General features: G+C 57.1%; 27 protein-coding genes. 18 read left to right on the top strand and 9 right to left on the bottom strand.

What is annotated here, in order from left to right; genetic code table 11:
- Window positions 1–82 precede the first annotated feature (82 nt).
- Together garR and garL are read right to left on the bottom strand one after the other, a co-directional pair.
- On the bottom strand, window positions 83–973 hold the full coding sequence (garR, locus tag ACQUTD_RS02350) for a 2-hydroxy-3-oxopropionate reductase (protein WP_318363396.1): 891 nt from the start codon (window positions 971–973) through the stop codon (window positions 83–85).
- 25 nt (window positions 974–998) lie between these two features.
- Entirely contained in the window at window positions 999–1769 is a 771-nt protein-coding gene (garL, locus tag ACQUTD_RS02355) for a 2-dehydro-3-deoxyglucarate aldolase (RefSeq protein ID WP_318363395.1), read from the bottom strand.
- A gap of 428 nt (window positions 1770–2197) precedes the next feature.
- Between garL and garD the strand changes: the two genes are divergently transcribed.
- The 9 genes from garD to ACQUTD_RS02400 all read left to right on the top strand — a co-directional run bounded on the left by garD (window position 2198) and on the right by ACQUTD_RS02400 (window position 10968).
- Window positions 2198–3769, top strand: coding sequence for a galactarate dehydratase (garD, locus tag ACQUTD_RS02360; RefSeq protein WP_318374687.1), 1572 nt, complete (start codon window positions 2198–2200; stop codon window positions 3767–3769).
- Window positions 3770–3943: 174 nt separating this feature from the next.
- Window positions 3944–4798: a tagatose bisphosphate family class II aldolase gene (locus ACQUTD_RS02365; protein WP_072569621.1), complete on the top strand. Its 855-nt coding sequence runs from the start codon at window positions 3944–3946 to the stop codon at window positions 4796–4798.
- An 84-nt stretch (window positions 4799–4882) separates the two neighbouring features.
- Window positions 4883–6154 carry a tagatose-bisphosphate aldolase subunit GatZ gene (gene gatZ, locus ACQUTD_RS02370; protein WP_318375760.1) on the top strand — a complete coding sequence of 424 codons (1272 nt, stop codon included), beginning with the start codon at window positions 4883–4885 and terminating at the stop codon, window positions 6152–6154.
- A gap of 16 nt (window positions 6155–6170) precedes the next feature.
- Window positions 6171–6629, top strand: coding sequence for a PTS galactitol transporter subunit IIA (gene gatA / locus ACQUTD_RS02375; RefSeq protein WP_072569619.1), 459 nt, complete (start codon window positions 6171–6173; stop codon window positions 6627–6629).
- Window positions 6630–6664: 35 nt separating this feature from the next.
- A complete protein-coding gene (gene gatB, locus ACQUTD_RS02380) occupies window positions 6665–6949 on the top strand; it encodes a PTS galactitol transporter subunit IIB (protein WP_072569618.1) in 285 nt (94 codons plus the stop codon).
- A 4-nt stretch (window positions 6950–6953) separates the two neighbouring features.
- Window positions 6954–8327, top strand: a complete 1374-nt coding sequence (locus tag ACQUTD_RS02385; RefSeq protein ID WP_318363392.1) for a PTS galactitol transporter subunit IIC — start codon at window positions 6954–6956, stop codon at window positions 8325–8327.
- 42 nt (window positions 8328–8369) lie between these two features.
- Window positions 8370–9413: a galactitol-1-phosphate 5-dehydrogenase gene (gatD, locus tag ACQUTD_RS02390; RefSeq protein ID WP_072569616.1), complete on the top strand. Its 1044-nt coding sequence runs from the start codon at window positions 8370–8372 to the stop codon at window positions 9411–9413.
- Window positions 9414–9523: 110 nt separating this feature from the next.
- Window positions 9524–10297, top strand: a complete 774-nt coding sequence (locus ACQUTD_RS02395; RefSeq protein ID WP_072569615.1) for a DeoR/GlpR family DNA-binding transcription regulator — start codon at window positions 9524–9526, stop codon at window positions 10295–10297.
- Window positions 10298–10566: 269 nt separating this feature from the next.
- Window positions 10567–10968, top strand: coding sequence for an anti-adapter protein IraM (locus ACQUTD_RS02400; protein WP_473274466.1), 402 nt, complete (start codon window positions 10567–10569; stop codon window positions 10966–10968).
- 32 nt (window positions 10969–11000) lie between these two features.
- Here the strand turns inward: ACQUTD_RS02400 and rsmI are convergent, their stop codons facing one another.
- On the bottom strand, window positions 11001–11864 hold the full coding sequence (rsmI, locus tag ACQUTD_RS02405; protein ID WP_072569613.1) for a 16S rRNA (cytidine(1402)-2'-O)-methyltransferase: 864 nt from the start codon (window positions 11862–11864) through the stop codon (window positions 11001–11003).
- A gap of 62 nt (window positions 11865–11926) precedes the next feature.
- Here rsmI and ACQUTD_RS02410 point away from each other — a divergent pair, with 62 nt between their 5' ends.
- The 4 genes from ACQUTD_RS02410 to dolP are packed head-to-tail and all read left to right on the top strand — an operon-like array spanning window position 11927 to window position 15560.
- Window positions 11927–14008, top strand: a complete 2082-nt coding sequence (locus tag ACQUTD_RS02410; protein WP_473274462.1) for a penicillin-binding protein activator — start codon at window positions 11927–11929, stop codon at window positions 14006–14008.
- A complete protein-coding gene (locus ACQUTD_RS02415) occupies window positions 13966–14361 on the top strand; it encodes a YraN family protein (RefSeq protein ID WP_473274461.1) in 396 nt (131 codons plus the stop codon). Before ACQUTD_RS02410 ends, ACQUTD_RS02415 begins: the two co-directional genes overlap by 43 nt.
- 23 nt (window positions 14362–14384) lie before the next feature.
- Window positions 14385–14975, top strand: coding sequence for a DnaA initiator-associating protein DiaA (diaA, locus tag ACQUTD_RS02420; protein WP_072569610.1), 591 nt, complete (start codon window positions 14385–14387; stop codon window positions 14973–14975).
- A 9-nt stretch (window positions 14976–14984) separates the two neighbouring features.
- Window positions 14985–15560: a division/outer membrane stress-associated lipid-binding lipoprotein gene (gene dolP / locus ACQUTD_RS02425; RefSeq protein ID WP_072569609.1), complete on the top strand. Its 576-nt coding sequence runs from the start codon at window positions 14985–14987 to the stop codon at window positions 15558–15560.
- A 44-nt stretch (window positions 15561–15604) separates the two neighbouring features.
- Here the strand turns inward: dolP and ACQUTD_RS02430 are convergent, their stop codons facing one another.
- Both ACQUTD_RS02430 and ACQUTD_RS02435 read right to left on the bottom strand, forming a co-directional pair.
- Window positions 15605–16642 (bottom strand): permease, encoded by a 1038-nt coding sequence (locus ACQUTD_RS02430; protein ID WP_473274460.1) that lies wholly within the window; start codon window positions 16640–16642, stop codon window positions 15605–15607.
- Window positions 16643–16711: 69 nt separating this feature from the next.
- Window positions 16712–17359: an NAD-dependent epimerase/dehydratase family protein gene (locus ACQUTD_RS02435; RefSeq protein WP_072569607.1), complete on the bottom strand. Its 648-nt coding sequence runs from the start codon at window positions 17357–17359 to the stop codon at window positions 16712–16714.
- 128 nt (window positions 17360–17487) lie between these two features.
- Here ACQUTD_RS02435 and ACQUTD_RS02440 point away from each other — a divergent pair, with 128 nt between their 5' ends.
- Window positions 17488–18006, top strand: a complete 519-nt coding sequence (locus ACQUTD_RS02440; RefSeq protein WP_072569606.1) for a type 1 glutamine amidotransferase domain-containing protein — start codon at window positions 17488–17490, stop codon at window positions 18004–18006.
- Here ACQUTD_RS02440 and ACQUTD_RS02445 read toward each other — a convergent pair.
- The gene (locus ACQUTD_RS02445) at window positions 17992–18429 is read right to left on the bottom strand and encodes a YhbP family protein (protein ID WP_072569605.1); all 438 of its coding nucleotides are present in this window, start codon (window positions 18427–18429) and stop codon (window positions 17992–17994) included. The two genes, ACQUTD_RS02440 and ACQUTD_RS02445, sit on opposite strands and share 15 nt — an antisense overlap.
- A 14-nt stretch (window positions 18430–18443) precedes the next feature.
- Between ACQUTD_RS02445 and ACQUTD_RS02450 the strand changes: the two genes are divergently transcribed.
- The gene (locus ACQUTD_RS02450) at window positions 18444–18785 is read left to right on the top strand and encodes a GIY-YIG nuclease family protein (RefSeq protein WP_321988113.1); all 342 of its coding nucleotides are present in this window, start codon (window positions 18444–18446) and stop codon (window positions 18783–18785) included.
- On the opposite strand, the gene ACQUTD_RS02455 is transcribed toward ACQUTD_RS02450, so the two are convergent.
- Together ACQUTD_RS02455 and ubiT are read right to left on the bottom strand one after the other, a co-directional pair.
- Complete coding sequence (locus ACQUTD_RS02455) at window positions 18772–19275, bottom strand: GNAT family N-acetyltransferase (RefSeq protein ID WP_318363386.1); 504 nt, start codon at window positions 19273–19275, stop codon at window positions 18772–18774. The two genes, ACQUTD_RS02450 and ACQUTD_RS02455, sit on opposite strands and share 14 nt — an antisense overlap.
- On the bottom strand, window positions 19269–19793 hold the full coding sequence (ubiT, locus tag ACQUTD_RS02460; RefSeq protein WP_321988114.1) for a ubiquinone anaerobic biosynthesis accessory factor UbiT: 525 nt from the start codon (window positions 19791–19793) through the stop codon (window positions 19269–19271). The genes ACQUTD_RS02455 and ubiT overlap by 7 nt, the downstream gene beginning before the upstream one ends.
- Window positions 19794–20034: 241 nt before the next feature.
- On the opposite strand from ubiT, the gene ubiU reads away from it, so the two are divergent.
- The 3 genes from ubiU (at window position 20035) to ACQUTD_RS02475 (ending at window position 23020) form a co-directional block, all read left to right on the top strand.
- Entirely contained in the window at window positions 20035–21030 is a 996-nt protein-coding gene (gene ubiU, locus ACQUTD_RS02465; RefSeq protein WP_473274457.1) for a ubiquinone anaerobic biosynthesis protein UbiU, read from the top strand.
- A gap of 7 nt (window positions 21031–21037) precedes the next feature.
- On the top strand, window positions 21038–21913 hold the full coding sequence (locus ACQUTD_RS02470; RefSeq protein ID WP_473274455.1) for a U32 family peptidase: 876 nt from the start codon (window positions 21038–21040) through the stop codon (window positions 21911–21913).
- Between the two features lie 99 nt (window positions 21914–22012).
- A complete protein-coding gene (locus ACQUTD_RS02475) occupies window positions 22013–23020 on the top strand; it encodes a luciferase-like monooxygenase (protein ID WP_473274454.1) in 1008 nt (335 codons plus the stop codon).
- Between the two features lie 92 nt (window positions 23021–23112).
- Here ACQUTD_RS02475 and mtr read toward each other — a convergent pair whose 3' ends face one another.
- A complete protein-coding gene (gene mtr / locus ACQUTD_RS02480; protein WP_473274453.1) occupies window positions 23113–24357 on the bottom strand; it encodes a tryptophan permease in 1245 nt (414 codons plus the stop codon).
- Window positions 24358–24421: the final 64 nt, after the last annotated feature.

Raw genomic sequence — 24421 nt, forward strand, 5'->3', positions numbered from 1 at the left:
CCTGTTACCGCATGTCGCAGGAGGGATTAGCTTTTCGGCTTACTTATCAGGCCCGGCAGCGTGACGCCACCGGGCGCGGGGATCAGCGGGAGACTTCCACTTTCGCCAGTTTTTCGTAATAGCAGGCAAGCGCACTGTGATCGTCGTTGCCATGACCATCGGCACGCAGGGCCTGCATCATTTCCATGACCGCCGCGGTGAGCGGCAACTGCGCGCCCACGCCGTGAGAGGTATCCAGCGCGTTAGACAGGTCTTTGATGTGCAGATCAATACGGAAGCCCGGCTTAAAGTTGCGATCCATCACCATCGGCGCTTTCGCCTCCAGGACGGTGCTGCCCGCCAGACCGCCGCGGATCGCCTGGAAGACCAGATCCGGGTTAACGCCCGCTTTGGTCGCCAGCGTCAGGGCTTCCGACATGGCCGCGATGTTCAGCGCCACTATCACCTGGTTGGCCAGTTTGGTAACGTTGCCTGCGCCAATATCGCCGGTATGCACCACGGATCCCGCCATGGTTTTCATCAGGTCGTAATACTTATCGAAGATAGCTTTATCGCCGCCCACCATCACCGACAGCGTGCCGTCGATAGCTTTTGGCTCGCCGCCGCTGACCGGCGCATCGAGCATATCAATCCCTTTGGCTTTCAGGGCTTCGCTGATTTCGCGGCTCGCCAGCGGTGCGATAGAGCTCATGTCGATCAGCACGGTGCCCGGTTTTGCGCCTTCAATAATGCCGCCTTCCCCCAGCGCCACCTCTTTTACATGCGGGGAGTTCGGCAGCATGGTGATGATCACCTCACACTGTTCGGCCACTTCTTTTGCCGTTGCGGCAGTTTCGGCACCGGCGGCAACCACTTCCGACACGGCATCATGATTGCGATCCACCACCACCACTGAGTAACCGGCTTTCATGAGGTTCTTGCTCATCGGTTTACCCATGATACCCAGGCCAATGAAACCCACTTTCATCGTCATAATTATGTCTCTCTTGTCGTCGTGGTTATTTTTTAAAGGCGTCGGCTAACTTCTGCGTGGCGGCGCGGAATACGCCTAAATCGCTGCCGACGGCAACAACGGTCGCGCCCCATTCCAGATAGCGACGGGCATCAACCTCTACCGGGGCCAGAATGCCTGCCGGTTTGCCGTGCGCTTTGGCGCGGGCAAAAATGTGTTGAATGACACGCTGCACGTCCGGGTGCGCGGCGTTGCCGAGATAGCCCAGGCTTGCCGCCAGGTCGCTTGGTCCAACGAATACCGCGTCCACGCCGTCAGTGGTGAGAATGCCGTCAAGGTTATCCACGCCGGCCTGGCTTTCGATCTGCACCATGATTGAGATGTTTTTGTTCGACTGGGCGAAGTAATCCGGTACGGTGCCGAACATATTGGCGCGATGGGATACCGATACGCCGCGAATGCCTTCCGGCGGATAACGGGTGGCGGCTACCGCCAGCGCGGCTTCGGCTTCGGTTTCCACGAACGGGATCAGGAAGTTATAAAATCCGATGTCCAGCAGGCGCTTGATCACCACCGGATCGTTGGTCGGTACGCGAACCACAGAGGCGCTGCTGCTGCCTTTGAGCGCCATCAGCTGCGGCACGAAAGAAAGTACGTCGTTAGGGGCGTGTTCACCGTCCAGCAGGATCCAGTCAAAACCGGCGAGGCCCAGCACTTCTGTGGTGAACGGGTTTGCCAGCGCCGACCAGCAGCCAATCTGCACCTGATTCGCCGCCAGCGCAGCTTTAAATGTGTTCGGGAAAACAGTGTTATTCATTGTATATACCTTGAATTAACCGATACTTAAATTATGCGTTTCTGTCGCCAGCAAAATCCCGCTCTTAATTATTTTCTGATTAAATGTAATTCCTGATGGCATTATTTAAAACACCAGAATACAAAGAAAACGAGAATAAGTATAAATAACGTGCGCCGGTTGCGCATTGTTGCAATGCTCAATTTACTCATCATAAATAACAAAGTTATTGAGCATCTGCACAAGGTGCTGGGCGCTGATGCACATATTTTATCTTGTCTGCGCCGTCGGGCTTGCGAGGGTAACGATGAGTGATGGCGATCACATTATTCAACTGTGACACCTGCCATGCTTTATTCCGTTACCGCTCCCTTTAAATATTAATAACCAGAAAGCGACGCTTAAATTACTCATTTTTGCCCCATAAATTGACTGGAGAATACTGGACAATGGCCGATATCGAAATCCGACAATATTCGCCGGCAGCCTTTTATATTAAGGTTCATGAGACTGATAACGTCGCGATTATTGTCAATGACAATGGCTTGAAAGCCGGCACCCGCTTCCCTGACGGGCTTGAACTCACAGAGCACATTCCGCAGGGGCATAAAGTGGCGCTGACCGATATTCCGGCTCATGGCGAAATCATCCGTTACGGCGAGGTTATCGGTTATGCGGTGCGTGATGTCGCGCGTGGCAGCTGGATTGACGAATCGACCGTTGAACTGCCGGAAGCCCCGCCGCTCAATACCCTGCCACTGGCGACCCGCGTACCTGAACCTTTGCCGCCGCTGGAAGGTTACACTTTCGAAGGCTATCGCAACGCGGACGGCAGCGTCGGCACCAAAAACCTGCTCGGCATCACCACCAGCGTGCACTGCGTGGCGGGCGTGGTGGATTACGTGGTGAAAATCATTGAACGCGATTTACTGCCGAAATACCCGAACGTCGATGGCGTGGTCGGCCTGAATCACCTTTACGGCTGCGGCGTGGCGATCAACGCCCCGGCAGCGGTGGTGCCTATCCGCACCATCCACAATATTTCCCTCAACCCGAACTTTGGCGGCGAAGTCATGGTGGTCGGCCTCGGCTGTGAAAAACTGCAACCGGAACGCCTGCTGGAAGGCACCAGCGATGTGCTGGCTATTCCGGCTGACGGGGCCAGCATCGTGCGTTTGCAGGATGAGCAGCATGTCGGCTTTAAATCCATGGTGGATGACATTCTCGCCGTGGCGGAACGCCATCTCGCGAAACTTAACCTGCGCCAGCGCGAAACCTGCCCGGCTTCCGATCTGGTGGTCGGCACCCAGTGCGGCGGCAGCGATGCCTTTTCCGGCGTCACGGCGAATCCGGCGGTGGGCTACGCCTCGGATCTGCTGGTGCGCTGCGGCGCGACCGTGATGTTTTCTGAAGTCACCGAAGTGCGCGACGCCATCCATCTGCTCACCCCGCGCGCCATCAATGAAGAAGTGGGTAAACGCCTGCTCGAAGAGATGGCCTGGTATGATAACTATCTGGATATGGGCAAAACCGACCGCAGCGCCAACCCGTCCCCCGGCAACAAAAAAGGCGGGCTGGCGAACGTGGTGGAAAAGGCCCTCGGCTCTATCGCCAAATCCGGCCAGAGCGCCATTTCAGAAGTGCTGTCGCCCGGCCAGCGCCCGACGAAACGCGGCCTGATTTACGCGGCCACCCCCGCCAGCGATTTTGTCTGCGGCACCCAGCAGGTAGCGTCTGGTATTACCGTGCAGGTGTTCACCACCGGGCGCGGTACGCCTTACGGTCTGATGGCCGTACCGGTGATCAAAATGGCGACCCGCACCGAGCTGGCGACTCGCTGGTATGACTTAATGGACATCAACGCGGGCACTATCGCCACCGGGGAAGAAACCATCGAGGAAGTAGGCTGGCGGCTGTTCCACTTTATTCTGGATGTTGCCAGCGGGCGTAAGAAAACCTTCTCCGATCAGTGGGGCCTGCATAACCAGCTGGCGGTGTTCAACCCCGCTCCGGTCACCTGATGCTATAGCCATAACGGCGTAGTACCCGACCTCATCTTCATCCGGAGATGAGGTTTTTTTTGTCCTCACTTCTTTGTTTCGAAAATCCATCCCTTCGATCAGGATCACAAAAATTACTTTCAAATACCTTTATTTTATTTCGAAAGAAATCATTCGAAAGGTAACGGAGAAAGTATGTATCTTATCTCGACCAGAACCATGCTCACCAAAGCGCAGCAGGAAGGCTATGCCGTGCCGGCCTTCAATATCCATAACCTTGAGACTTTACAGGTGGTGGCAGAAACCGCCGCTGAACTGCGTGCGCCGCTGATTGTCGCCGGTACGCCGGGCACCTTCAGCTATGCGGGCACCGGCAACCTGATCGCCATTGCCGCGGATCTGGCACGCGCGCTTGATCATCCTCTCGCCATGCATCTCGATCACCATGAAACCCTTGCCGATATTGAAGCCAGAGTCGTGGCTGGCATTCGCTCCGTGATGATCGACGGCTCTCATCTGCCCTTTAGTGAAAACGTGGCGCTGACGCAGCGCGTTACGCAGTTCTGCCATCGCTATGACGCCAGCGTGGAAGCCGAGCTGGGGCGGCTTGGCGGCCAGGAAGACGATCTGCATGTCGACAGCCGGGATGCGCGTTTCACCAGCCCGGAGCAGGCAAAAACCTTTGTTGAACTCACCGGCGTGGACTCCCTTGCGGTGGCCATCGGCACCGCGCATGGCCTGTATGACCATGAGCCGGAACTCGATTTTGACCGTCTTGCCGCCATCCGCCAGTGCGTGGATGTGCCGCTGGTGCTGCATGGCGCATCCGGTTTGCCTGATGCCGACATTCGCCGTGCCATCGCGCTTGGCGTCTGCAAAGTCAACGTGGCGACTGAGTTAAAAATGGCGTTTTCCGCCGCCCTGAAAGACTACCTGCAGGCCCATCCGCAGGCCAGCGATCCCCGCCACTATCTGCAACCTGCGAAAGCCGCCATGAAAGAGGTGGTGCGCAAAGTGATAGGCGTGTGCGGCTGCGAAGGCAAACTTTGAGAGCAGGCTTCAGAAACGGAACATTACTTTTGCCTCAGCCACAGAAGATAACGAAACTAAACAAAACCAAACGGACCCTACAAAATGAAAGAAATCATCTCGCGCCATAAAGCGGGCGAACGACTGGGCATTTGCTCGGTCTGCTCCGCCCACCCGCTGGTGATCGAAGCGGCACTGCGCTTTGATTTGTATACGCAGGAAAAGGTACTGATTGAGGCCACCTCAAATCAGGTCAATCAATATGGCGGCTATACCGGAATGACGCCCGCGGATTTTCGCGACTTTGTGTTTAACATCGCCGCCGGAGTGGGCTTTCCCCGCGAGCGCATTATTCTGGGCGGCGACCACCTTGGCCCCAACTGCTGGCAGAACGAAAACGCGGCTGACGCGATGGAGAAATCCGTCGAGCTTATCCGGGCCTACGTCGCGGCAGGCTTCAGCAAGATCCATCTTGATGCTTCCATGTCCTGCGCAGACGATCCTGTTGCGCTCGATCCCGCCGTCGTCGCCAGCCGCGCGGCCCGTCTGTGCGCTGCCGCTGAAGCCACGGCCACACCGGAACAAAAACGCCAGCTCACCTACGTGATTGGCACGGAAGTGCCGGTGCCCGGCGGCGAAGCCAGCAGCATTGGCAGCGTCCACGTCACCCGCGCAAGGGATGCCGCCGCCACCCTGGAGACCCATCAGGCGGCCTTCCGCGCCGCAGGCCTGGAGGACGCCATGCAGCGCGTCATCGCCCTGGTGGTGCAGCCGGGCGTCGAATTCGACCATACGCAAATTATCCATTATCAGCCGCAGGCGGCGCGTGAGTTATCCGACTGGATCGCCGCCACGCCGCTGGTCTATGAGGCGCACTCCACGGATTACCAGACCCGCGAAGCTTACCGGGCGCTGGTGGAAGATCACTTTGCCATTCTGAAAGTTGGCCCGGCGCTGACCTTTGCCCTGCGCGAAGCGATATTTGCGCTGGCGCAGATGGAAAACGCGCTGGTTCCGCCGGAGCGCCGCAGTCATGTGCTGGAGGTGATCGACGAGGTAATGCTCGACGAGCCTGGCTACTGGAAAAAGTACTACCGCCCGACATGGAGCCAGTCGATGGTGGATATCCATTTCAGCCTTTCCGATCGCATTCGCTACTACTGGCCGCATCCGCGCATTCGCCAGAGCGTCGAAAAACTGATCGCAGGTCTTGGTGAAATCACGCTGCCGCTGGGCCTGATCAGCCAGTACATGCCGGTGCAGTTTGAACGGCTTTCCCGCAACGAACTGAACGCCACGCCGCACGCGCTGATCCTCGACCGCATCCAGGATGTGCTGCGCGCTTACCGCTATGGCTGTTCACCTGACATCGTCTGAATCTGCAAGAGGATCTATGAGCCAACTCTTTGTCCGAACCGGCATCGACTTTCCCTCCTGCCAGCATGCGTTGCAGCATATTGGCGAAACGATGCTGGCCCATGGTGTGGTGCACGACACCTACCCGCAGGCATTGCTGGAGCGGGAAGCCGCCTTCCCGACGGGAATTGCGCTGGAGCAGCATGCCGTCGCTATCCCTCACTGCGAGGCGCTACATGCCAAATCGCCCGCCATTTACCTGATCCGCCCGGACAGCCCGGTGCTGTTCCGGCGCGCCGATGACGACGATGAGATTGCCGTTTCGCTGATCATCGCGCTAATCGTTGAAAATCCCGACGCCCAGCTAAAACTGCTGCGCCGGTTATTCAGCGAGCTACAAAACCCGGCCACCCTGGAGGCGCTGCTTCATGCGCCGGACGCTGAACTGGCGTCGCTATTCAGGCAAAGGCTGCTTGAGCAAGAACCCTGTCTCTGACCTTATTAATATACTGATAATAAAAGGAATACCCTATGAAACGTAAAGTAATCGTCGCCTGTGGCGGCGCTGTGGCGACCTCCACTATGGCAGCAGAAGAGATCAAAGAGCTGTGCGAGGCCAATAACATCCCGCTCGAACTGGTGCAGTGCCGGGTAACGGAAATCGAAACCTACATGGACGGGGCGCACCTGATCTGCACCACCGCCCGCGTCGACAGAACTTTCGGCAGCATCCCTGTCGTTCACGGTATGCCTTTCGTTTCCGGCGTCGGCATCGAGCCGTTGCAGCAAAAAATCCTGACCATTCTGCGGGGGTAAGCTTATGTTTAGCGAAATCATGCGTTATATCCTCGATCTTGGGCCGACGGTGATGCTGCCGCTGGTGATCATCCTCTTTTCAAAGCTGCTGGGGATGAAGCTTGGGGATTGCTTTAAGTCCGGTTTACATATCGGCATCGGCTTTGTCGGTATCGGGCTGGTGATCGGCCTGATGCTTGATTCCATCGGCCCGGCGGCAAAGGCCATGGCGGAGCAGTTCCAGATCAACCTGCATGTGGTAGATATTGGCTGGCCGGGATCGTCACCCATGACCTGGGCCTCGCAGATCGCACTCATCGCCATTCCTGTCGCCATTGGCGTCAATATTCTGATGCTGGTGACGCGGATGACCCGCGTGGTGAACGTCGATATCTGGAATATCTGGCACATGACCTTTACCGGCGCCATGCTGCATCTGGCGACCGGTTCCTACTGGATCGGCATGCTGGGCGTGGTGGCGCATGCGGCCTTTGTTTACAAGCTGGGCGACTGGTTTGCGAAAGATACCCGCGATTTCTTTGGCCTTGAGGGTATTGCGATCCCCCACGGTTCATCGGCCTATCTCGGCCCGGTGGCGGTGCTGGTCGACACGCTTATCGAAAAAATCCCCGGTCTTAACCGTATCCATTTCAGCGCCGATGATGTGCAAAAGCGCTTCGGACCCTTTGGCGAGCCGGTGACCGTTGGCTTTGTGATGGGCTTAGTTATTGGGCTGCTGGCGGGCTACGACGCGAAAAACGTGCTGCAACTGGCGGTAAAAACCGCGGCGGTGATGCTGCTGATGCCCCGCGTCATCAAGCCTATCATGGATGGTCTGACGCCTATCGCGAAGCACGCCCGTAAGCGTTTACAGGCGAAATTCGGCGGACAGGAATTCCTGATTGGTCTGGATCCCGCGCTGCTGCTTGGTCATACCTCGGTGGTCTCCGCCAGCCTGATTTTTATTCCGCTGACCATTCTGATTGCCGTGCTGGTTCCCGGTAACCAGGTCCTGCCGTTCGGCGATCTGGCCACCATTGGCTTCTTTGTGGCTATGGCAGTGGCGGTTCATCAGGGCAACCTGTTCCGTACGCTGATCTCCGGCGTCATCATTATGGGCATTACGCTGTGGATCGCCACGCAAACTATCGGTCTGCATACGCAACTGGCGGCGAACGCAGGCGCGCTGAAGGCGGGCGGTATGGTGGCCTCCATGGACCAGGGCGGTTCGCCGGTCACCTGGCTGCTGATCCAGCTGTTTACCTGGCAGAACATAGTCGGCTTTGCCGTGATTGGCGTGATCTATCTGGCCGGGGTGTTTCTCACCTGGCGTCGCGCGCGCCAGTTCGTGATGGCGGAGAAAGCCGCGGCGGCGCAACAGGCGCAAACCGTTTCCTAATCTCCGGGGGCTGACGCCCCCATAACATTTCCGGAGAAGTGTATGAAATCAGTGGTCATCCATGCTGAGGGACAGGTGCGCGTTGAAGAACGTCCACAGCCTCAGATTAATGCGGAAGACGAGGTGCTGGTGAAGGTCATCAGCTCGGGTCTGTGCGGCTCAGACATTCCGCGTATTTTCGCGCACGGTGCGCATTATTACCCCATCACCCTTGGGCATGAGTTTAGCGGTTATGTGGTCTCCTGCGGCGCAGCCGTCACGGATTTGCACCCAGGCGACGCGGTGGCCTGCGTACCTTTGCTGCCCTGCTTTCAGTGTCCGCAGTGCGAGCGGGAATACTTTTCGCTCTGTAAACACTATCAGTTCGTGGGCTCGCGCAGCGATGGCGGCCACGCGGAATATGTGGTGGTGAAGCGCGCGAACCTTTTCGCCCTGCCCGCTGACATGCCGATTGAGGACGGCGCTTTTATTGAGCCCATTACCGTTGGGTTGCATGCGTTCCATCTGCTGGGCGGCTGCGCCGGGAAAAATGTCATCATTGTGGGAGCTGGCACTATCGGCTTACTTGCCATGCAGTGCGCCAGAGAGCTGGGCGCGCGCAGCATCACCGCCATTGATATTAATCCGCAAAAACTGGCGCTGGCAAAATCACTTGGGGCGACGCAAACCTTTAACAGCCGGGAGATGAGCGCGGCGCAGATCCAGGCGGCGCTGGCCGATTGTCAGTTTGATCAGCTGCTGCTGGAAACCGCCGGTACGCCGCAAACCGTCGCGCTGTCGATTGACATCGCAGGATCGCGCGCGCAGCTGGCGCTGGTAGGCACGCTGCATCAGGATCTCACGCTCCCCTCGTCAGTTTTTGGCCAGATCCTGCGTAAGGAGCTGACGATAACCGGCAGCTGGATGAACTATTCCGGACCCTGGCCTGGCGAGGAGTGGCAAATCGCCGCGCGTCTGCTGACGGAAAAACGCCTCAGTCTGACGCCGCTTATCGCCCACCGTGGCGATGCGGCGCATTTTGCGCAGGCGGTAGAAGCGCTTCAGGGCGCGCCGATGCAGGGCAAAATTCTGCTGCAGTTCAGTTAGACTTTCGGGCCAGCAACCTGAGCTGGCTCACATTTCCTTTCGAAAAATGGCATTCAACTTTCATAACCCTTCGATTACACTAAGGTCAGTTAATAATCAGGCAGATAAAGATGAACTCATTTGAACGAAGGAACGCAATCGTTGATCTGATTAATGCGCAGGGCAGCGTGCTGGTATTAGATCTGGCGTCAGCCTTTGGTATTTCAGAAGTGACAATCCGCGCAGATTTGCGTTTGCTGGAAAAAAAGGGGCTGGCGACCCGCTTCCATGGCGGTGCAGCAAGACCCGGCAGCAATCTGACGGAACCCGATAATCAGGAAGTGGTGCTGGAGGATCGCTACCAGCTTGCCAGCGATCCGAAAAAGCGTATTGCCCAGGCCGCCGTCGCCATGATCCAGGAAGGAATGACCCTTATTCTGGACAGCGGCAGCACCACCATGCTTATTGCCGAAGCGTTGACAAAACACGCCAATATTACGGTGATCACCAACAGTCTGCCCGCTGCGTTTATGCTGGCGGATAACAAGGATATTACGCTGGTGGTGTGCGGCGGCACCGTGCGCCATAAAACCCACTCCATGCATGGCACCATCGCGGAGCGTTCATTACAGGGCATCAGCGCTGATTTGATGTTCGTCGGGGCCGATGGCATCGACACGCAGAATGGCATCACCACCTTTAACGAAGGCTACTCCATCAGCGGCGTGATGGCTGCCGCCGCGCATAAGGTGGTCGCCGTCCTTGATGCCACCAAATTCAATCGCCGCGGTTTTAATCAGGTGCTGCCGATTGAACAGATCGACTGCATTATCACCGATGAAAGTATTAAAGCCGAAGAAATCAAAGCGTTTCGGCAGAAAAATATGGAGATGATTATCGTCTGATAGTAAGTGCGCCGACACCTTTAAAGCAGTCTGGCATTAGCAACCTTCAAAATCTTAGGGGCGTTAGCCCCTTTTCCTACCGGATAAAACACCACCTTTTGTAAGTTTTTTGATGAATTCGTAAATCTAAACTAAGTTAATTTTAGACGCGAATTTTCTTGATGGCCTTAAGGCAAATCATACCGCATGGCGCGGTGAATTAGCGCATCACTAAACGATTGCGCGTTTGCCATTCGCGACTTTCTTAAATTAAAAAAACAAGGGGTGTTATGTCCTGGAAAATTATTGATTCTCTGGCGAGCCCGGATACCGGGACCTACTTCTCGATAGCCCAGACGTCAAAAAATCTTAAGCTCATCCTGTGGTGTAAAGGGGATTATTTTTTGCGGCAGGGGAACGCCTTTTTGACCGGGGAACTGGGCCTGTTCGTCGATGGAAAATTGCGGAACATCTCGGTTATTCACGCGTCGCCCTACAACGCGAAACTGTGGCAAAACCTGTTAAAAAAGACCGATTGTCCGGGCAATACACGGGATTTTGTCACCCCCTGTCCGAAAGATAAAAAGTGCCGCTTCGCGCTCTGTCCCTTCGGGCTTAAGCCGTACCAGCCTAAAAGCAGCGAGCCGCCCTGTACGCCGACGGCCCTGCGGTTTTCGCCTCCACAGCCCTGAAAATGCAGGGAGGCGGTTAACGGCTTGCAGAATTACTCTCCCTGCTGCTCCAGGGCATATTTGTACAGCGCGTTTTTCTTCACGCCATGAATTTCAGCCGCCAGCGCTGCGGCTTTTTTCAGCGGCAGTTCCGCCTGTAACAATGCCAGGGTACGCAGGGCATCCGCCGGCAGATCTTCTTCCTGCGCTTTATGCCCTTCGACGATGAGCACCATTTCACCTTTGCGGCGGTTTTCGTCCTCTTTCACCCAGGCCAGCAGCTCGCCGACAGGCGCGCCCTGGATCGACTCCCAGGTTTTGGTCAGTTCACGCGCCAGCACCACATAGCGTGATTCACCCAGCACGGCGCAAATATCTTCCAGGCTATCCAGCAGACGATGCGTGGACTCGTAGAAAATCAACGTGCGGGGCTCCGCTTCCAGCGCTTTCAGCGTGTCCCGGCGGCCTTTGGATTTGGCGGGCAGGAATCCTTCGTAGCAGAAACGATCCGACGGCAGCCCGGCGGCGCTTAACGCGGCGATGGCGGCGCACGGCCCCGGCAGCGGCACCACGCGGATCCCGGCCTCGCGGCAGGTGCGCACCAGATGGTAGCCGGGATCGTTAATCAGCGGCGTGCCCGCATCGGAAACCAGCGCGATGTTCTGGCCTTCTTTGAGCTTTGCCACCAGGGTTTCCGCTTTTTGCTGCTCATTATGATCGTGCAGGGCGAAGAGCCGCGCGCTGATAGCGAAATGTTGCAGCAGTAATCCCGTGTGACGCGTGTCTTCAGCCGCAATTAAATCAACGCTTTGCAACACGGTGAGAGCACGTTGTGTAATATCAGCCAAATTCCCGATAGGAGTGGGTACAATATAAAGCTGACCTTGAGAATTCTCAGCTGATTCGCGTTGTTTCATTGTTTCGTCCGTAGTGCCGATTTAATATTGAGCATTGCCTGAAAAATATCACTGGATACAGAATGGTACCGTCAACATTTCTTCGTTCAAAAGCCACGCGTTGTCTGCCTGTGGTGCTGGCCGCCCTGCTTTTTGCAGGCTGCGGAACGCAATCACCGGATCAGAGCAGTGCGCACATGCAGGGCGCAGAGCAGGCTGATTCGGGTTATTACCTGAACCAGATGCAGCAAAGCTCCGATGATAGCAAGACCAACTGGCAATTACTCGCCATTCGTGCACTGCTGAAAGAAGGTAAAACGCAGCAGGCGAGCGAGCTGTTCGCCCGGTTGCCGCAGGAACTCAGTGACGCGCAGCGTCGCGAGCAGGCGTTGCTGGCGGCGGAAATGAAAGTCGCGCAGAAAGATTTCCAGGGCGCGCAGGCGCTCCTCGGCAAAATGGATCCGGCAGAACTCGACAAAAATCAGCAAAGCCGATTCTGGCAGGCGGGCATTACCGCCCAGCAGGGTCGCCCTTCCCTGACGCTGTTGCGGGCGCTGATTGCGCAGGAGCCGCTGCTGGCGGCGAAAGAAAAGCAGGCCAACATAGACGCCACCTGGCAGGCACTGTCGCAGATGACGCCGGAACAGGCGCAGGCGCTGGTGATCAATGCCGATGAAAACGTGCTGCAGGGCTGGCTGGATCTGCAACGCGTCTGGTTTGATAACCGTAACGATCCCAACATGCTGAAAGCGGGCATCAGCGACTGGCAGGTGCGTTATCCGCAAAACCCTGGCGCGAAAATGCTGCCGTCGCAGCTGGTGAACGTGCAGAACTTTACCCCGGCCTCCACCAGCAAAATTGCCCTGTTGCTGCCGTTGAACGGTCAGGCGGCGGTATTTGGCCGTACCATCCAGCAGGGGTTTGAAGCGGCGAAGAACGGCGTCGCTGCCGTATCAGGTCCGGCTACGCCTGCCCAGGTTGCGCAGGCCGCCACCACTGAAGAAAGCAGCGCGCCCGCGGACGTCGTCAGCCCGTCGGCGGCGCAGGTTGGCGATATCAGCGGTGAAGATCAGCCGCAGCCGGAAGCACAACCCACAGAGGCTGCTACGCCAGCGCCGTCCCCAGATGCGCCAGTGGCAGCCACTGAAACAGCAGCCGCTCCGCCGTCCGCGGTCAGTACGCCCGCTAACCCTGGCGCGCAGCTGAAAGTCTACGACACCACCACGCAGCCGCTGGATCAGATCCTCACCCAGGTTCAGCAGGATGGCGCCAGCATTGTGGTGGGTCCGCTGCTGAAATCCAACGTCGAAGAGCTGATGAAGAGCAATACGGCGCTTAAGGTGCTGGCCCTTAACCAGCCGGAAACCGTCGAGAGCCGGGCGAATATCTGTTACTTCGCCCTGTCGCCGGAAGATGAGGCCCGCGATGCGGCGCACCACATCTGGGATCAGGGCCACCGCGCGCCGTTAATGCTGGTGCCGCGCAGTACGCTTGGCGATCGCGTCACCAACGCCTTTGCCGATGAGTGGCAAAAACTCGGCGGCGGTACGGTGCTGCAACAGAAATTTGGTTCGACAGCAGAACTGAAGATGGGCATCAACAGCAATTCCGGTATCGCGCTCACCGGCAGCCCGGTGACGGCCAGCCTGCCTGCGCAGCAGAGCGTCACTATCGGCGGCCTGACCATTCCGGCACCGCCCAGCGATGCGCAAATCAGCGGCGGCGGTAATGTTGATGCAGCCTATATTCTGGCAACGCCGGATGAAATTGCGCTTATCAAACCGATGATCGCCATGCGTAACGGCAGCCAGAGCCATGCCACGCTGTACGCCAGTTCCCGCAGCGCGAAAGGCATTGCCGGCCCGGATTTCCGTCTGGAGATGGAAGGCCTGCAATACAGCGAGATCCCGATGCTGGCGGGCAGCAATCCGGCGCTGATGCAGCAGGCGCTCAGCAGCGTGAACAACGATTATTCACTGGCGCGTCTGTATGCGATGGGCGTGGATGCCTGGGCGCTGGCTAATCACTTCTCGCAAATGCGCCAGGTGCCGGGCTTTGAGATTAACGGCAACACCGGCGACCTTTCCGCCACTCAGGATTGTGTGATTAACAGGAAGTTATCATGGCTGAAATACCAACAGGGGCAGATCGTCCCGGCCGGTTAACGCGTAAACAGACCGGCGAGGCGTGGGAAGTACGCGCGCGTCGCTGGCTGGAAGGCAAAGGACTGCGTTTTATCGCCGCCAACGTGCATGCGCGTGGCGGCGAAATTGATCTGATAATGAAACACGGGCCGACGACGGTCTTCATTGAAGTTCGCTACCGTAAAACGGCGACATTCGGCGACGCTGCGGCCAGCGTTACCCGGCAAAAACAGTTGCGATTGCTGCAAACCGCGCGTTTGTGGCTTGCCCGGCACAATGGGAGTTTTGACACTGTGGATTGCCGGTTCGATGTGGTAGCCTTCACCGGAAATGATGTTGAGTGGATACAAGACGCCTTTAACGACCACTCATAATTGCTGAAATAATAGGGATTATCGTGCTCGAAAGAATTAAAGTCTGCTTTACGGAAAGCATTCAAACCCAGATTGCGGCGGCGGAAGCGTTGCCGGATGCGATTTCCCGTGCTGCCATGACGCTGGTTCAGTCCCTGCTCAACGGCAACAAAATCCTCTGTTGTGGTAATGGCACTTCTGCCGCCAATGCACAGCATTTTGCTGCCAGCATGATCAATCGTTACGAAACAGACCGCCCCAGTTTACCCGCCATTGCACTTAATACCGATAACGTGGTCTTAACTGCGATCGCCAACGATCGTCGGCATGAAGAAATTTATGCCAAACAGGTGCGGGCGCTGGGTCATGCGGGGGATGTGCTGCTGGCCATCTCCACCCGCGGCAACAGCCGCGACATTGTGAAAGCGGTGGAAGCGGCAGTGACACGCGATATGACCATTGTCGCGCTGACAGGCTACGACGGCGGGGAACTGGCCGGGCTTCTGGGGCCTCAGGATGTTGAAATTCGCATACCGTCGCATCGAAGTGCACGTATTCATGAAATGCATATGTTGACGGTGAACTGCCTGTGCGATCTGATCGATAACACGCTTTTTCCACACCAGGATGATTAAGGAGTACACATGAAGGCATTTTCGCCCCTCGCAGTCCTTATTTCCGCATTATTGCTTCAGGGATGTGTAGCTGCTGCGGTCGTAGGAACGGCAGCGGTGGGCACGAAAGCGGCAACGGATCCGCGTACCGTGGGTACGCAAGTGGATGACGGCACGCTGGAGGTACGCGTAAACAGCGCGCTGTCGAAAGACGAACAGATTAAGAAAAACACCCGTATCAACGTGACCGCTTATCAGGGCAAAGTCCTGCTGGTGGGACAGTCTCCGGACAGTTCGCTCTCCGCGCGCGCCAAACAGATTGCCATGGGCGTGGAAGGCACCACCGAAGTCTATAACGAGATCCGCCAGGGTCAGCCGATTGGGCTGGGTACGGCGTCTTCGGATACCTGGATCACTACCAAAGTTCGTTCGCAGCTGTTAGGCAGCGATCAGGTGAAATCTTCGAACGTGAAGGTAACCACCGAGAACGGCGAAGTGTTCCTGTTAGGGCTGGTAACCGAGCGTGAGGCGCAGGCGGCGGCGGATATTGCCAGCCGGGTGAGCGGCGTGAAGCACGTGACAACGGCCTTTACCTTTATTAAATAATCCCCTCACGTTAACCCTCTCCCGTCGGGAGAGGGTGTCAAATCTCACAGCAGCGCGAGCATTCCAACAATCATCCCGCACAATGCCACCAGCGCACCGGTCAGCCACAGGGCTTTCGCCGGGAATGACTTACGCAGCATAATCAATGACGGCAGGCTGACGGCGGGCAGCGTGATGAGCAGCGCCAGCGCAGGCGCGGTGCCCATGCCAGCCAGCATCATGGTCTGCACAATCGGGATCTCGGCGGCGGTTGGGATCACGAACAGACAACCAACGATCGCCATGGCGATGATCCACAGCAGGGAATTATCGATCGTGCCATCCGCATGAGGGAACAGCCAGACGCGCGCCGCTCCCAACACCAGCACGGCAAGGATATACACCGGAATGGTGCTCCAGAACAGCGACCACAGCGCTTTACCCCAGCGGGTCATAAAACCGCCCTGCGCCTGCGGGACCGCCACTTCCACCGGTTCAACCGGCTGCGCGCGATCTTTCACCACATGCTGCACCACGGCCGCCACCCCGATCACCGTGACCAGCCCGGCCACCAGACGGATCAACGCAAAGTGCCAGCCGAGCACAAAGCCCATAAATACCAGGGTCGCGGGATTAAGTAACGGGTTTCCCATCCAGAATGCCAGCGCCCCGCCCATGGAAACCTGCTGACGACGCATACCCGCCGTCACTGGCGCAGCACAGCAGGAGCACATCATTCCCGGCAGGGAAAACAGCGTGCCGAGGAGCGTGCCGCGAAAGCGCGGCTGTCCGAGGGTGCGCAGCAGCCAGTCACGCGGGATCAGCACCTGAATCAGGGAACCGAGCAGTACACCAAGCACGGCGGCTTTCCAGACGGCGAGGAAATAGACCATGGCGTAATCCAGCGCCGCCTGTAACGGGCTGCTGGCCGCCTGGCCGAGAATGGATTTACCGATGCTGTGCGTTTCGGCGGCAGTAAAGGCTTTACCGTAGTACGGCTGCCATTTCACATACCAGAGTCCGATAATAACGACGAGAAAAAAGAGTGCGGGTTTCCACCATTGGACAGGGGCAACCGCCTGAGATGAAGACTGACCAGTCATAGCATTTTCCAGGAGTAATGTTTTATTAAGCCGGAAAATACTACGCCTGCGAACCGCTTTTGGAAACGATTAATCCCGTGCGCGCTGGGCGATTTCCCGTAACTGCGCGGAATCCAGTACCGTTACGCCTTCCTGCGCCGGAGAAAGCGCGGTGATCAGCATGGCTTTTGCCACATCACGCGCCTCAATGGATTTCCAGTTTCCCGGCAGCAGACGAAATAACGGGGCCATCAGCGACTCATTGAAGCGTTTTTTATTGCGGTCGCCGAGCAGCATCGACGGGCGGGCCAGGGTCAGCCGGGGCCAGTGCTGCGCCTTCAGCGCTTCTTCCATCTCGCCCTTAACGCGATTATAGAAAAAGGGGGAATGAGGATTCGCGCCCGTGGCGCTGACCACCAGCATATGTTTCGCCCCCAGGCGCTGGCCGGTAATGGCCGTGTCCACCACCAGCGTATAATCAGCATGAATGAAGGCTTCTTTGCTGCCCGCCTCGCGGCGCGTGGTGCCCAGGCAGCAAAACACAATATCCAGCGGATCTTTTACCTGCGCCAGCGCATCGCTGAGCTGCGGATCGTGCGGATTAAACACGTCGTAAGCGTCCGCTAACGGGCGGCGCGTGGGCGCGGCGATGGCGGTGATTTCCGGTGTCTGCCTGAGCATACGCAGCAGGTGTCCCCCTACCAGGCCGGTCGCGCCGGTGATCATTACCTGAGTCATCTCATCTCCTTTGCAGATTAGTCCGCCTTGCAATGTCGCGTCACTGAACCAGACTTAACAGTACTCTTCGTCATTATTAACGATTTATGGCGAAATCACCTGTCTGAACCCAAAACAGCGGAGGAAATATGGGCAAGAAGATTGCAGTCTTGATAACCGACGAGTTTGAAGATTCAGAATTTACGTCACCTGCCGAAGCGTTTCGTAAAGCCGGCCATGAGGTGATCACCATTGAGATGGAAGCCGGGAAAACGGTCAAAGGTAAGAAAGGGGAAGCCAGCATCACTATCGATAAAGCTATCGATGAAGTGAAACCTGACGAGTTCGATGCGCTGTTACTGCCGGGCGGTCACTCGCCGGACACCCTGCGCGGCGACGATCGCTTTGTTACCTTTACCCGTGAATTTGTGGATTCCGGTAAACCCGTGTTTGCCATCTGTCACGGCCCGCAACTGCTGATCAGCGCCGAAGTGGTACGCGGACGTAAGCTCACCACGGTGAAACCTATTGTTATCGATCTGAAAAACGCCGGTGCGGATTTCTATGACCAGGAAGTGGTCATAGATAATAACCAGATCGTCACCAGCCGTACCCCGGACGATCTGCCCGCCTTTAACCGCGAAGCCCTGCGCTTACTCGGCAGCTGAGTCGCGCAACCAGTGAAGTTTTTTCCCGAAGCCCAGGGTGTTATCGGTAAATTTGATCTCGTCCGGGAGGATCTCCCAGACGGGGGCCGATAACGCTCTGGCCACCGGAAAGCGGCGATTATACTGCGCGCGCGGTACGTCGCTTTCTTCCTCGCTCAGACGCCGGATCTTCCCTTTGAACTGCACGCCGCGGATCAGCGCGACGGTTTTCGGCTGCCCGTTTATAGTGCCCGCCACCGGCGCGTTTTGCCCGGTCATCTGCGCATGGCGGGTGTGATCTTCACTCAGCACGTAGAACGCCACTTTTACGGGATCGTAGAGATAGAAGGCGTTTGCGCACCACAGCTCCCCGTCGCGGGTGACACACCAGCTCAGCACGTGTTGTCTGGCCAGCCAGCGATTAATGGCGGCAAGTGATTCCATCTGACTTCTTCCTCATGCTATGGTGCGCTCACCTTAACATAGTGAACGCTGTAATGACGCCCTGGTCTGTTTATCTTATTCGCACCGCTGATGATTCGCTCTATACCGGCATTACCACGGACGTATCCCGCCGCTTCAGCCAGCATCAGTCGGGCAAAGGCGCAAAGGCGCTGAGGGGTAAAGGCGAGCTGCGGCTGGCCTTTACGGCGCAGGTTGGTGAACGCTCGCTTGCATTGCGGATCGAATACCGGATCAAACAACTGACGAAGCGCCAGAAAGAGCGCCTCGTCAGCGGGGATGGTTCATTTGAAGCGCTGTTAGCCAGCCTGCAAATGCCTGCGCTTAAAAGCGATTGAAATGATCGTGATACTCCACCAGCCCGGTCACGCCGTTAAAGGCGTCATCCGCCAGCCGATGGACGTGAAAGGCGGTTTCCGTACCTGGCCAGCGGCAATGCAGATCGTAATGCGCCGCCCGTTCAAAGCCGAGGCGGTCATAGAATGCCGCATCCCCTAAGGCTACCACGGCGGCATAGCCAAATTCATTGAGCGAATCCAGCCCTTCATACACCAGTTGCCGCGCGAGGCCCTGCCCACGGTAGTTTTCGTCAATGGCCAGCGGCGCAAGCCCTACCCACTGCAAATCCTCACCCTGCACAGAGACCGGGCTGAAGGCGACATAACCCACCACCTGCCCTTCGTCATCTGTCGCCACCAGACCCAGCGTGATCAAACCATCTTCACGCAGATCATGTACCAGACCCGCTTCGCCATCGCCCGGATAAGCGCGACGAAGTAATGCGTCAATGCCTGGCGCATCAATGGGGATTTCAACTCTAATCAGCATGGTTCACCTACAGAAAGAGGTTTAGTTTCAGGGGGCGTTTTCAGGCCCGCTTCAACAAATTCCGCCAGTTGCATGAGCAGAACGCGTAACGGCTTCGGCATCTGCTCAGGTTCAATGGCGTCCATCAGGTTTTTGACGTACAGACCCAGTTCAGTATCACCTTCAATCACCAGACGGCGCTGGAAGAACAGCGTATCCGGATCCTGCTTGCGGGCCGCGATCATCAGCAGATCGCTGGCATCCGCGCTGAAGCTGACGTCGGCATTGGCAGACTGGCGCACGATTAACTGACCGTTCTCAACGGAGGTGAACCACTGAAGGCCAATGTCACGCACCTCGATACTTAACCAGCGTCCTTCGAGAAACTCAAGTTCTCCATCCACCAGCGCCTGCTGAAACTGCCAGCGCAGGACCTGTTCCAGTACCTGGCGTTTAAGGGCGAAAGGCGCGAGCTTCACAGGCACACTCAGCAAAGACGGACCCGCGAGAACGAGACGTGAGCGCAGTTTATCCAACACAAGCATTACTCCCTGAAATGATTAGTGCGCTTATTCTGCCACATCATACAAACGACATAGCGGCGCAAATCAACAATTACGACGAAGAAATACAGCATTATTGGTGTCATCAATACGCGATTAACTGCCTCAAATCAAAAATTGTCGCCGAAGGGTTAACTAAAATCCCAGTTCGTTAACAATTTTTGCACCTCTCAGGTGCGTCCGGGTCAGGCTGGCCCGTTGAACCGCAGGATATATTATGGAGTTGCTCTGCCCGGCCGGAAATCTTCCGGCGCTAAAGGCGGCCATCGAGAACGGAGCCGACGCCGTTTATATCGGCCTGAAAGATGATACCAATGCCCGCCATTTTGCCGGACTTAACTTTACGGAGAAAAAGCTCCAGGAAGCAGTGAACTATGTCCACCAGCACGGCAAAAAATTGCACATCGCCATTAACACCTTTGCCCACCCTGACGGCTATCAGCGCTGGCAGCGGGCGGTGGACATGGCGGCGCAGCTCGGCGCGGATGCGCTGATCCTCGCCGATCTGGCGATGCTCGAATATGCCGCCGAACGCTATCCCCATATTGAACGCCATGTCTCGGTGCAGGCATCGGCCACCAATGACGAAGCCATTCGTTTTTATCACCGTCATTTTGACGTGGCGCGCGTGGTGCTGCCGCGCGTGCTGTCGATCTATCAGGTGAAACAGCTCTCCCGCACCACGCCGGTTCCGCTGGAGGTGTTCGCCTTCGGCAGCCTGTGCATTATGGCGGAAGGACGCTGCTATTTATCCTCTTACCTGACCGGCGAATCGCCCAATACCGTGGGCGCCTGCTCACCGGCGCGCTTTGTGCGCTGGCAACAAACGCCGCAGGGGCTGGAATCACGCCTGAACGATGTGCTGATCGACCGCTATCAGGAAGGGGAAAACGCCGGTTATCCGACGCTGTGCAAGGGGCGCTATCTGGTGGATGGCGAGCGCTATCACGCGCTGGAAGAGCCGACCAGTCTGAACACGCTGGAGCTGTTGCCGGAGCTGCTGGCGGCCAATATCGCCTCGGTGAAAATTGAAGGTCGTCAGCGCAGCCCGGCGTACGTCAGCCAGGTGGCTAAGGTCTGGCGTCAGGCTATCGATAAATGCATGGCCGCACCGGACGCCTACGCGCCGCAGGCGGCATGGATGGATACGCTGGGGGCGATGTCGGAAGGCACGCAAACGACGCTGGGCGCTTATCACCGTAAATGGCAGTGAGAAACCAATGAAATATGCATTAGGACCGGTGCTCTACTACTGGTCAAAAGAGACGCTGGAAAATTTCTATCAGCAGGCCGCTGAAAGCGAAGCCGATATTATTTATCTTGGCGAGGCGGTATGCAGCAAGCGCCGCGCCACCAAATCAGGCGACTGGCTGGATATGGCGAAAGCGCTGGCGCAAAGCGGCAAGCAGGTGGTGCTGTCGACGCTGGCGCTGGTACAGGCCTCATCTGAACTTAATGAACTGAAGCGCTATGTGGAGAACGGCGAGTTTATGCTGGAGGCCAGCGATCTCGGCGTGGTGAATATGTGCGCCGAGCGGAAACTGCCGTTTGTCGCCGGTCATGCACTGAACTGCTATAACGCCGTGACGCTGCGCCTGTTGCACAAACAGGGCATGGTGCGCTGGTGTATGCCGGTGGAGCTGTCCCGCGACTGGCTGGTTAATCTGCTTAACCAGTGCGATGAGCTGGGGATCCGCAATCAGTTTGAAGTGGAAGTGCTGAGCTATGGTCATCTGCCGCTGGCCTATTCCGCGCGTTGCTTTACCGCCCGCTCGGAAGACCGGCCCAAAGATGAGTGCGAAACCTGCTGCATCAAATACCCGACGGGGCGCAATGTGCTGTCTCAGGAAAATCAGCAGGTGTTCGTGTTAAACGGTATTCAGACGATGAGCGGCTATGTCTATAACCTCGGCAATGAGCAGACCTCAATGCACGGGCTGGTGGATATTGTGCGCCTGTCGCCCATGGGCCCTGAGACGCTGGACATGCTGGCGGCCTTTCGCGCTAACGTCTGCGGCGACGCCCCGCTGCCGCTGGCGGCACACAGTGACTGCAACGGCTACTGGAGGCGCCTGCCCGGTCTGGAACTGGTGTAATTGGGCACCTCAATCACGCAGATAGCTCACTTTGTTAACAGCTTTAGCTACGCTTTAATGCAGTATTAAAGAATTAGCCTGTAACAAAGTGAGCACATTATGACCGATACATCCCCGCTTTTTTCGGTGCTCGATCTCGCACCGATCCCGCAGGGCGCTTCTGCGAAAGACGCCTTCGAACACTCTCTGGATCTGGCCCGTCTCGCTGAAAAACGTGGCTATCATCGCTTCTGGCTGGCTGAACATCATAATATGACCGGCATCGCCAGCGCGGCGACGTCCGTGCTGATTGGTTATCTGGCGGCAAATACTAACACTCTGCACCTCGGCTCCGGCGGCGTGATGCTGCCGAACCACTCGCCGCTGGTGATCGCCGAGCAGTTCGGCACGCTCAATACGCTCTATCCGGGCCGAATCGATCTGGGTCTGGGGCGTGCGCCGGGCAGCGATCAGCGCACCATGATGGCGCTGCGCCGTCATATGAGCGGCGATGTCGATAACTTCCCGCGCGATGTGGCAGAGCTGGTGGACTGGTTTGACGCCCGCGATCCGAATCCGCATGTGCGCCCGGTGCCCGGCTACGGCGAGAAAATTCCCGTCTGGCTGCTCGGCTCCAGTCTCTACAGCGCCCAGCTCGCCGCCCAGCTTGGCCTGCCGTTTGCGTTCGCCTCGCACTTCGCGCCGGATATGCTGTTCCAGGCGCTGCACCTGTACCGCAGCAACTTTAAGCCGTCGGCGCGCCTTGAGAAGCCGTATGCGATGGTGTGCATCAATATCGTGGCCGCCGACAGTAACCGCGATGCAGAATTCCTGTTCACCTCCATGCAGCAGGCGTTTGTGAAGCTGCGCCGGGGCGAGACCTCGCAGCTGCCGCCGCCGATTGATAACATCGATCACTTCTGGTCGCCGTCAGAAAAATACGGTGTGCAGCAGGCGCTGAGCATGTCGCTGGTAGGGGATAAAGCGAAAGTCCGCCACGGGCTGGAGTCGATCCTGCGTGAAACCCAGGCGGATGAGATCATGGTGAACGGCCAGATTTTCGATCATCAGGCGCGTCTGCATTCGTTTGACCTGGCGATGCAGGTGAAAGAAGAGCTGTTGGGATAGTTCTGGCCTGCCCGGTGGCGCTACGCTTACCGGGCCTACAACATTAATTTTGTAGGCCGGATAAGGCGCAGCCGCCATCCGGCAAAAATTGTCTACTGATACACCGGCAACAGATTAAAGCTCGACAACAGATGCACCACCGCGTTGCCGACGCCGAAAATCAGGATCAGGGCAATCATCGGTTTGCCGCCCCAGACGCGAAACCGCGGGCTGCCAAATCGCTTGCGGGATTTGCGCGCCAGCAGCGCCGGAACAATTGCCGCCCAGATCGTTGCTGCCAGTCCGGCATAGCCAATCGCATACAGAAAACCGTTCGGCCACAGCAAACCGCCCGCAACCGGCGGCAGGAAAGTCAGCGCCGCGGTCTTCAGGCGCCCTGCCGCGCTGTCATCAAAACCAAACAGATCAGCCAGATAATCGAACAGCCCCAGCGTCACGCCCAGGAAGGAACTGGCAACGGCAAAGTTTGAAAACACCAGCAGCAGCAAATCCAGGCTGCGGCTATTCAGCACGCCACTTAACGCCTGCACCAGCACATCGATATTTCCGCCCTGCGCGGCAATGGCGATAAAGGCCGGGCGCGGAATATTGCCCATCGTTCCCAGCAACCAGACCGCGTACAGACCCAGCGCCAGTAACGAGCCCAGCACGATACAACGGGTGATGGTGCGCGGATCCTTGCCGTAAAACTTCATCAGGCTGGGGACGTTGCCATGGTAGCCAAAAGAGGCGAGGCAAAACGGCAGCGTCATCAGCAGATAAGGCGTATAGGAAGCGTTGCTTTCGGCCACATTAAACAGCGTGGCGGGCTGAACGTGCCCCAGCAGGCTGCCGAAGGTCAGAAAGAAGGTGATGACTTTGGCGCCCAGCACAATGGCGGTCATACGGCTGACCGCGCGGGTCGACAGCCAGACAATAAACGCCACCAGCAGCGCAAAACCAAATCCCGCCAGCCGTGCCGGAACGTTCAGCGACATTTCGCTAAAAGTATGATGCAGGATCGAGCCGCTCGCGGAAATGTAGGCGTAGGTCAGGATATAGAGCACAAAGGCAATGGAAATGCCGTTGATGGCGTTCCAGCGCCTGCCGAGCAGATCGCGGGTAATGGTGTCGAAGCTGGATCCAATACGATAGTTGAGGTTCGCTTCAAGGATCATCAGCCCGGAATGCAGCATACAGAACCAGGTGAAGATCAGCGCCGCCATTGACCAGAAGAACCACGCGCCGGACATCACCACCGGCAGGGAAAACATGCCTGCGCCAATGATTGTACCCGCAATAATCACAACGCCAGCCAGCAGCGAAGGAGTGGTGTGTGTGGTCGTTAACGTCGCCATCCGTTTTATCTCCGGTGTTATAACAGCTTCGGTCAGTGAAGCATCGCGCCAGCATTGTACCAGT

The sequence above is a fragment of the Enterobacter sp. K510 genome, from assembly GCF_055804875.1.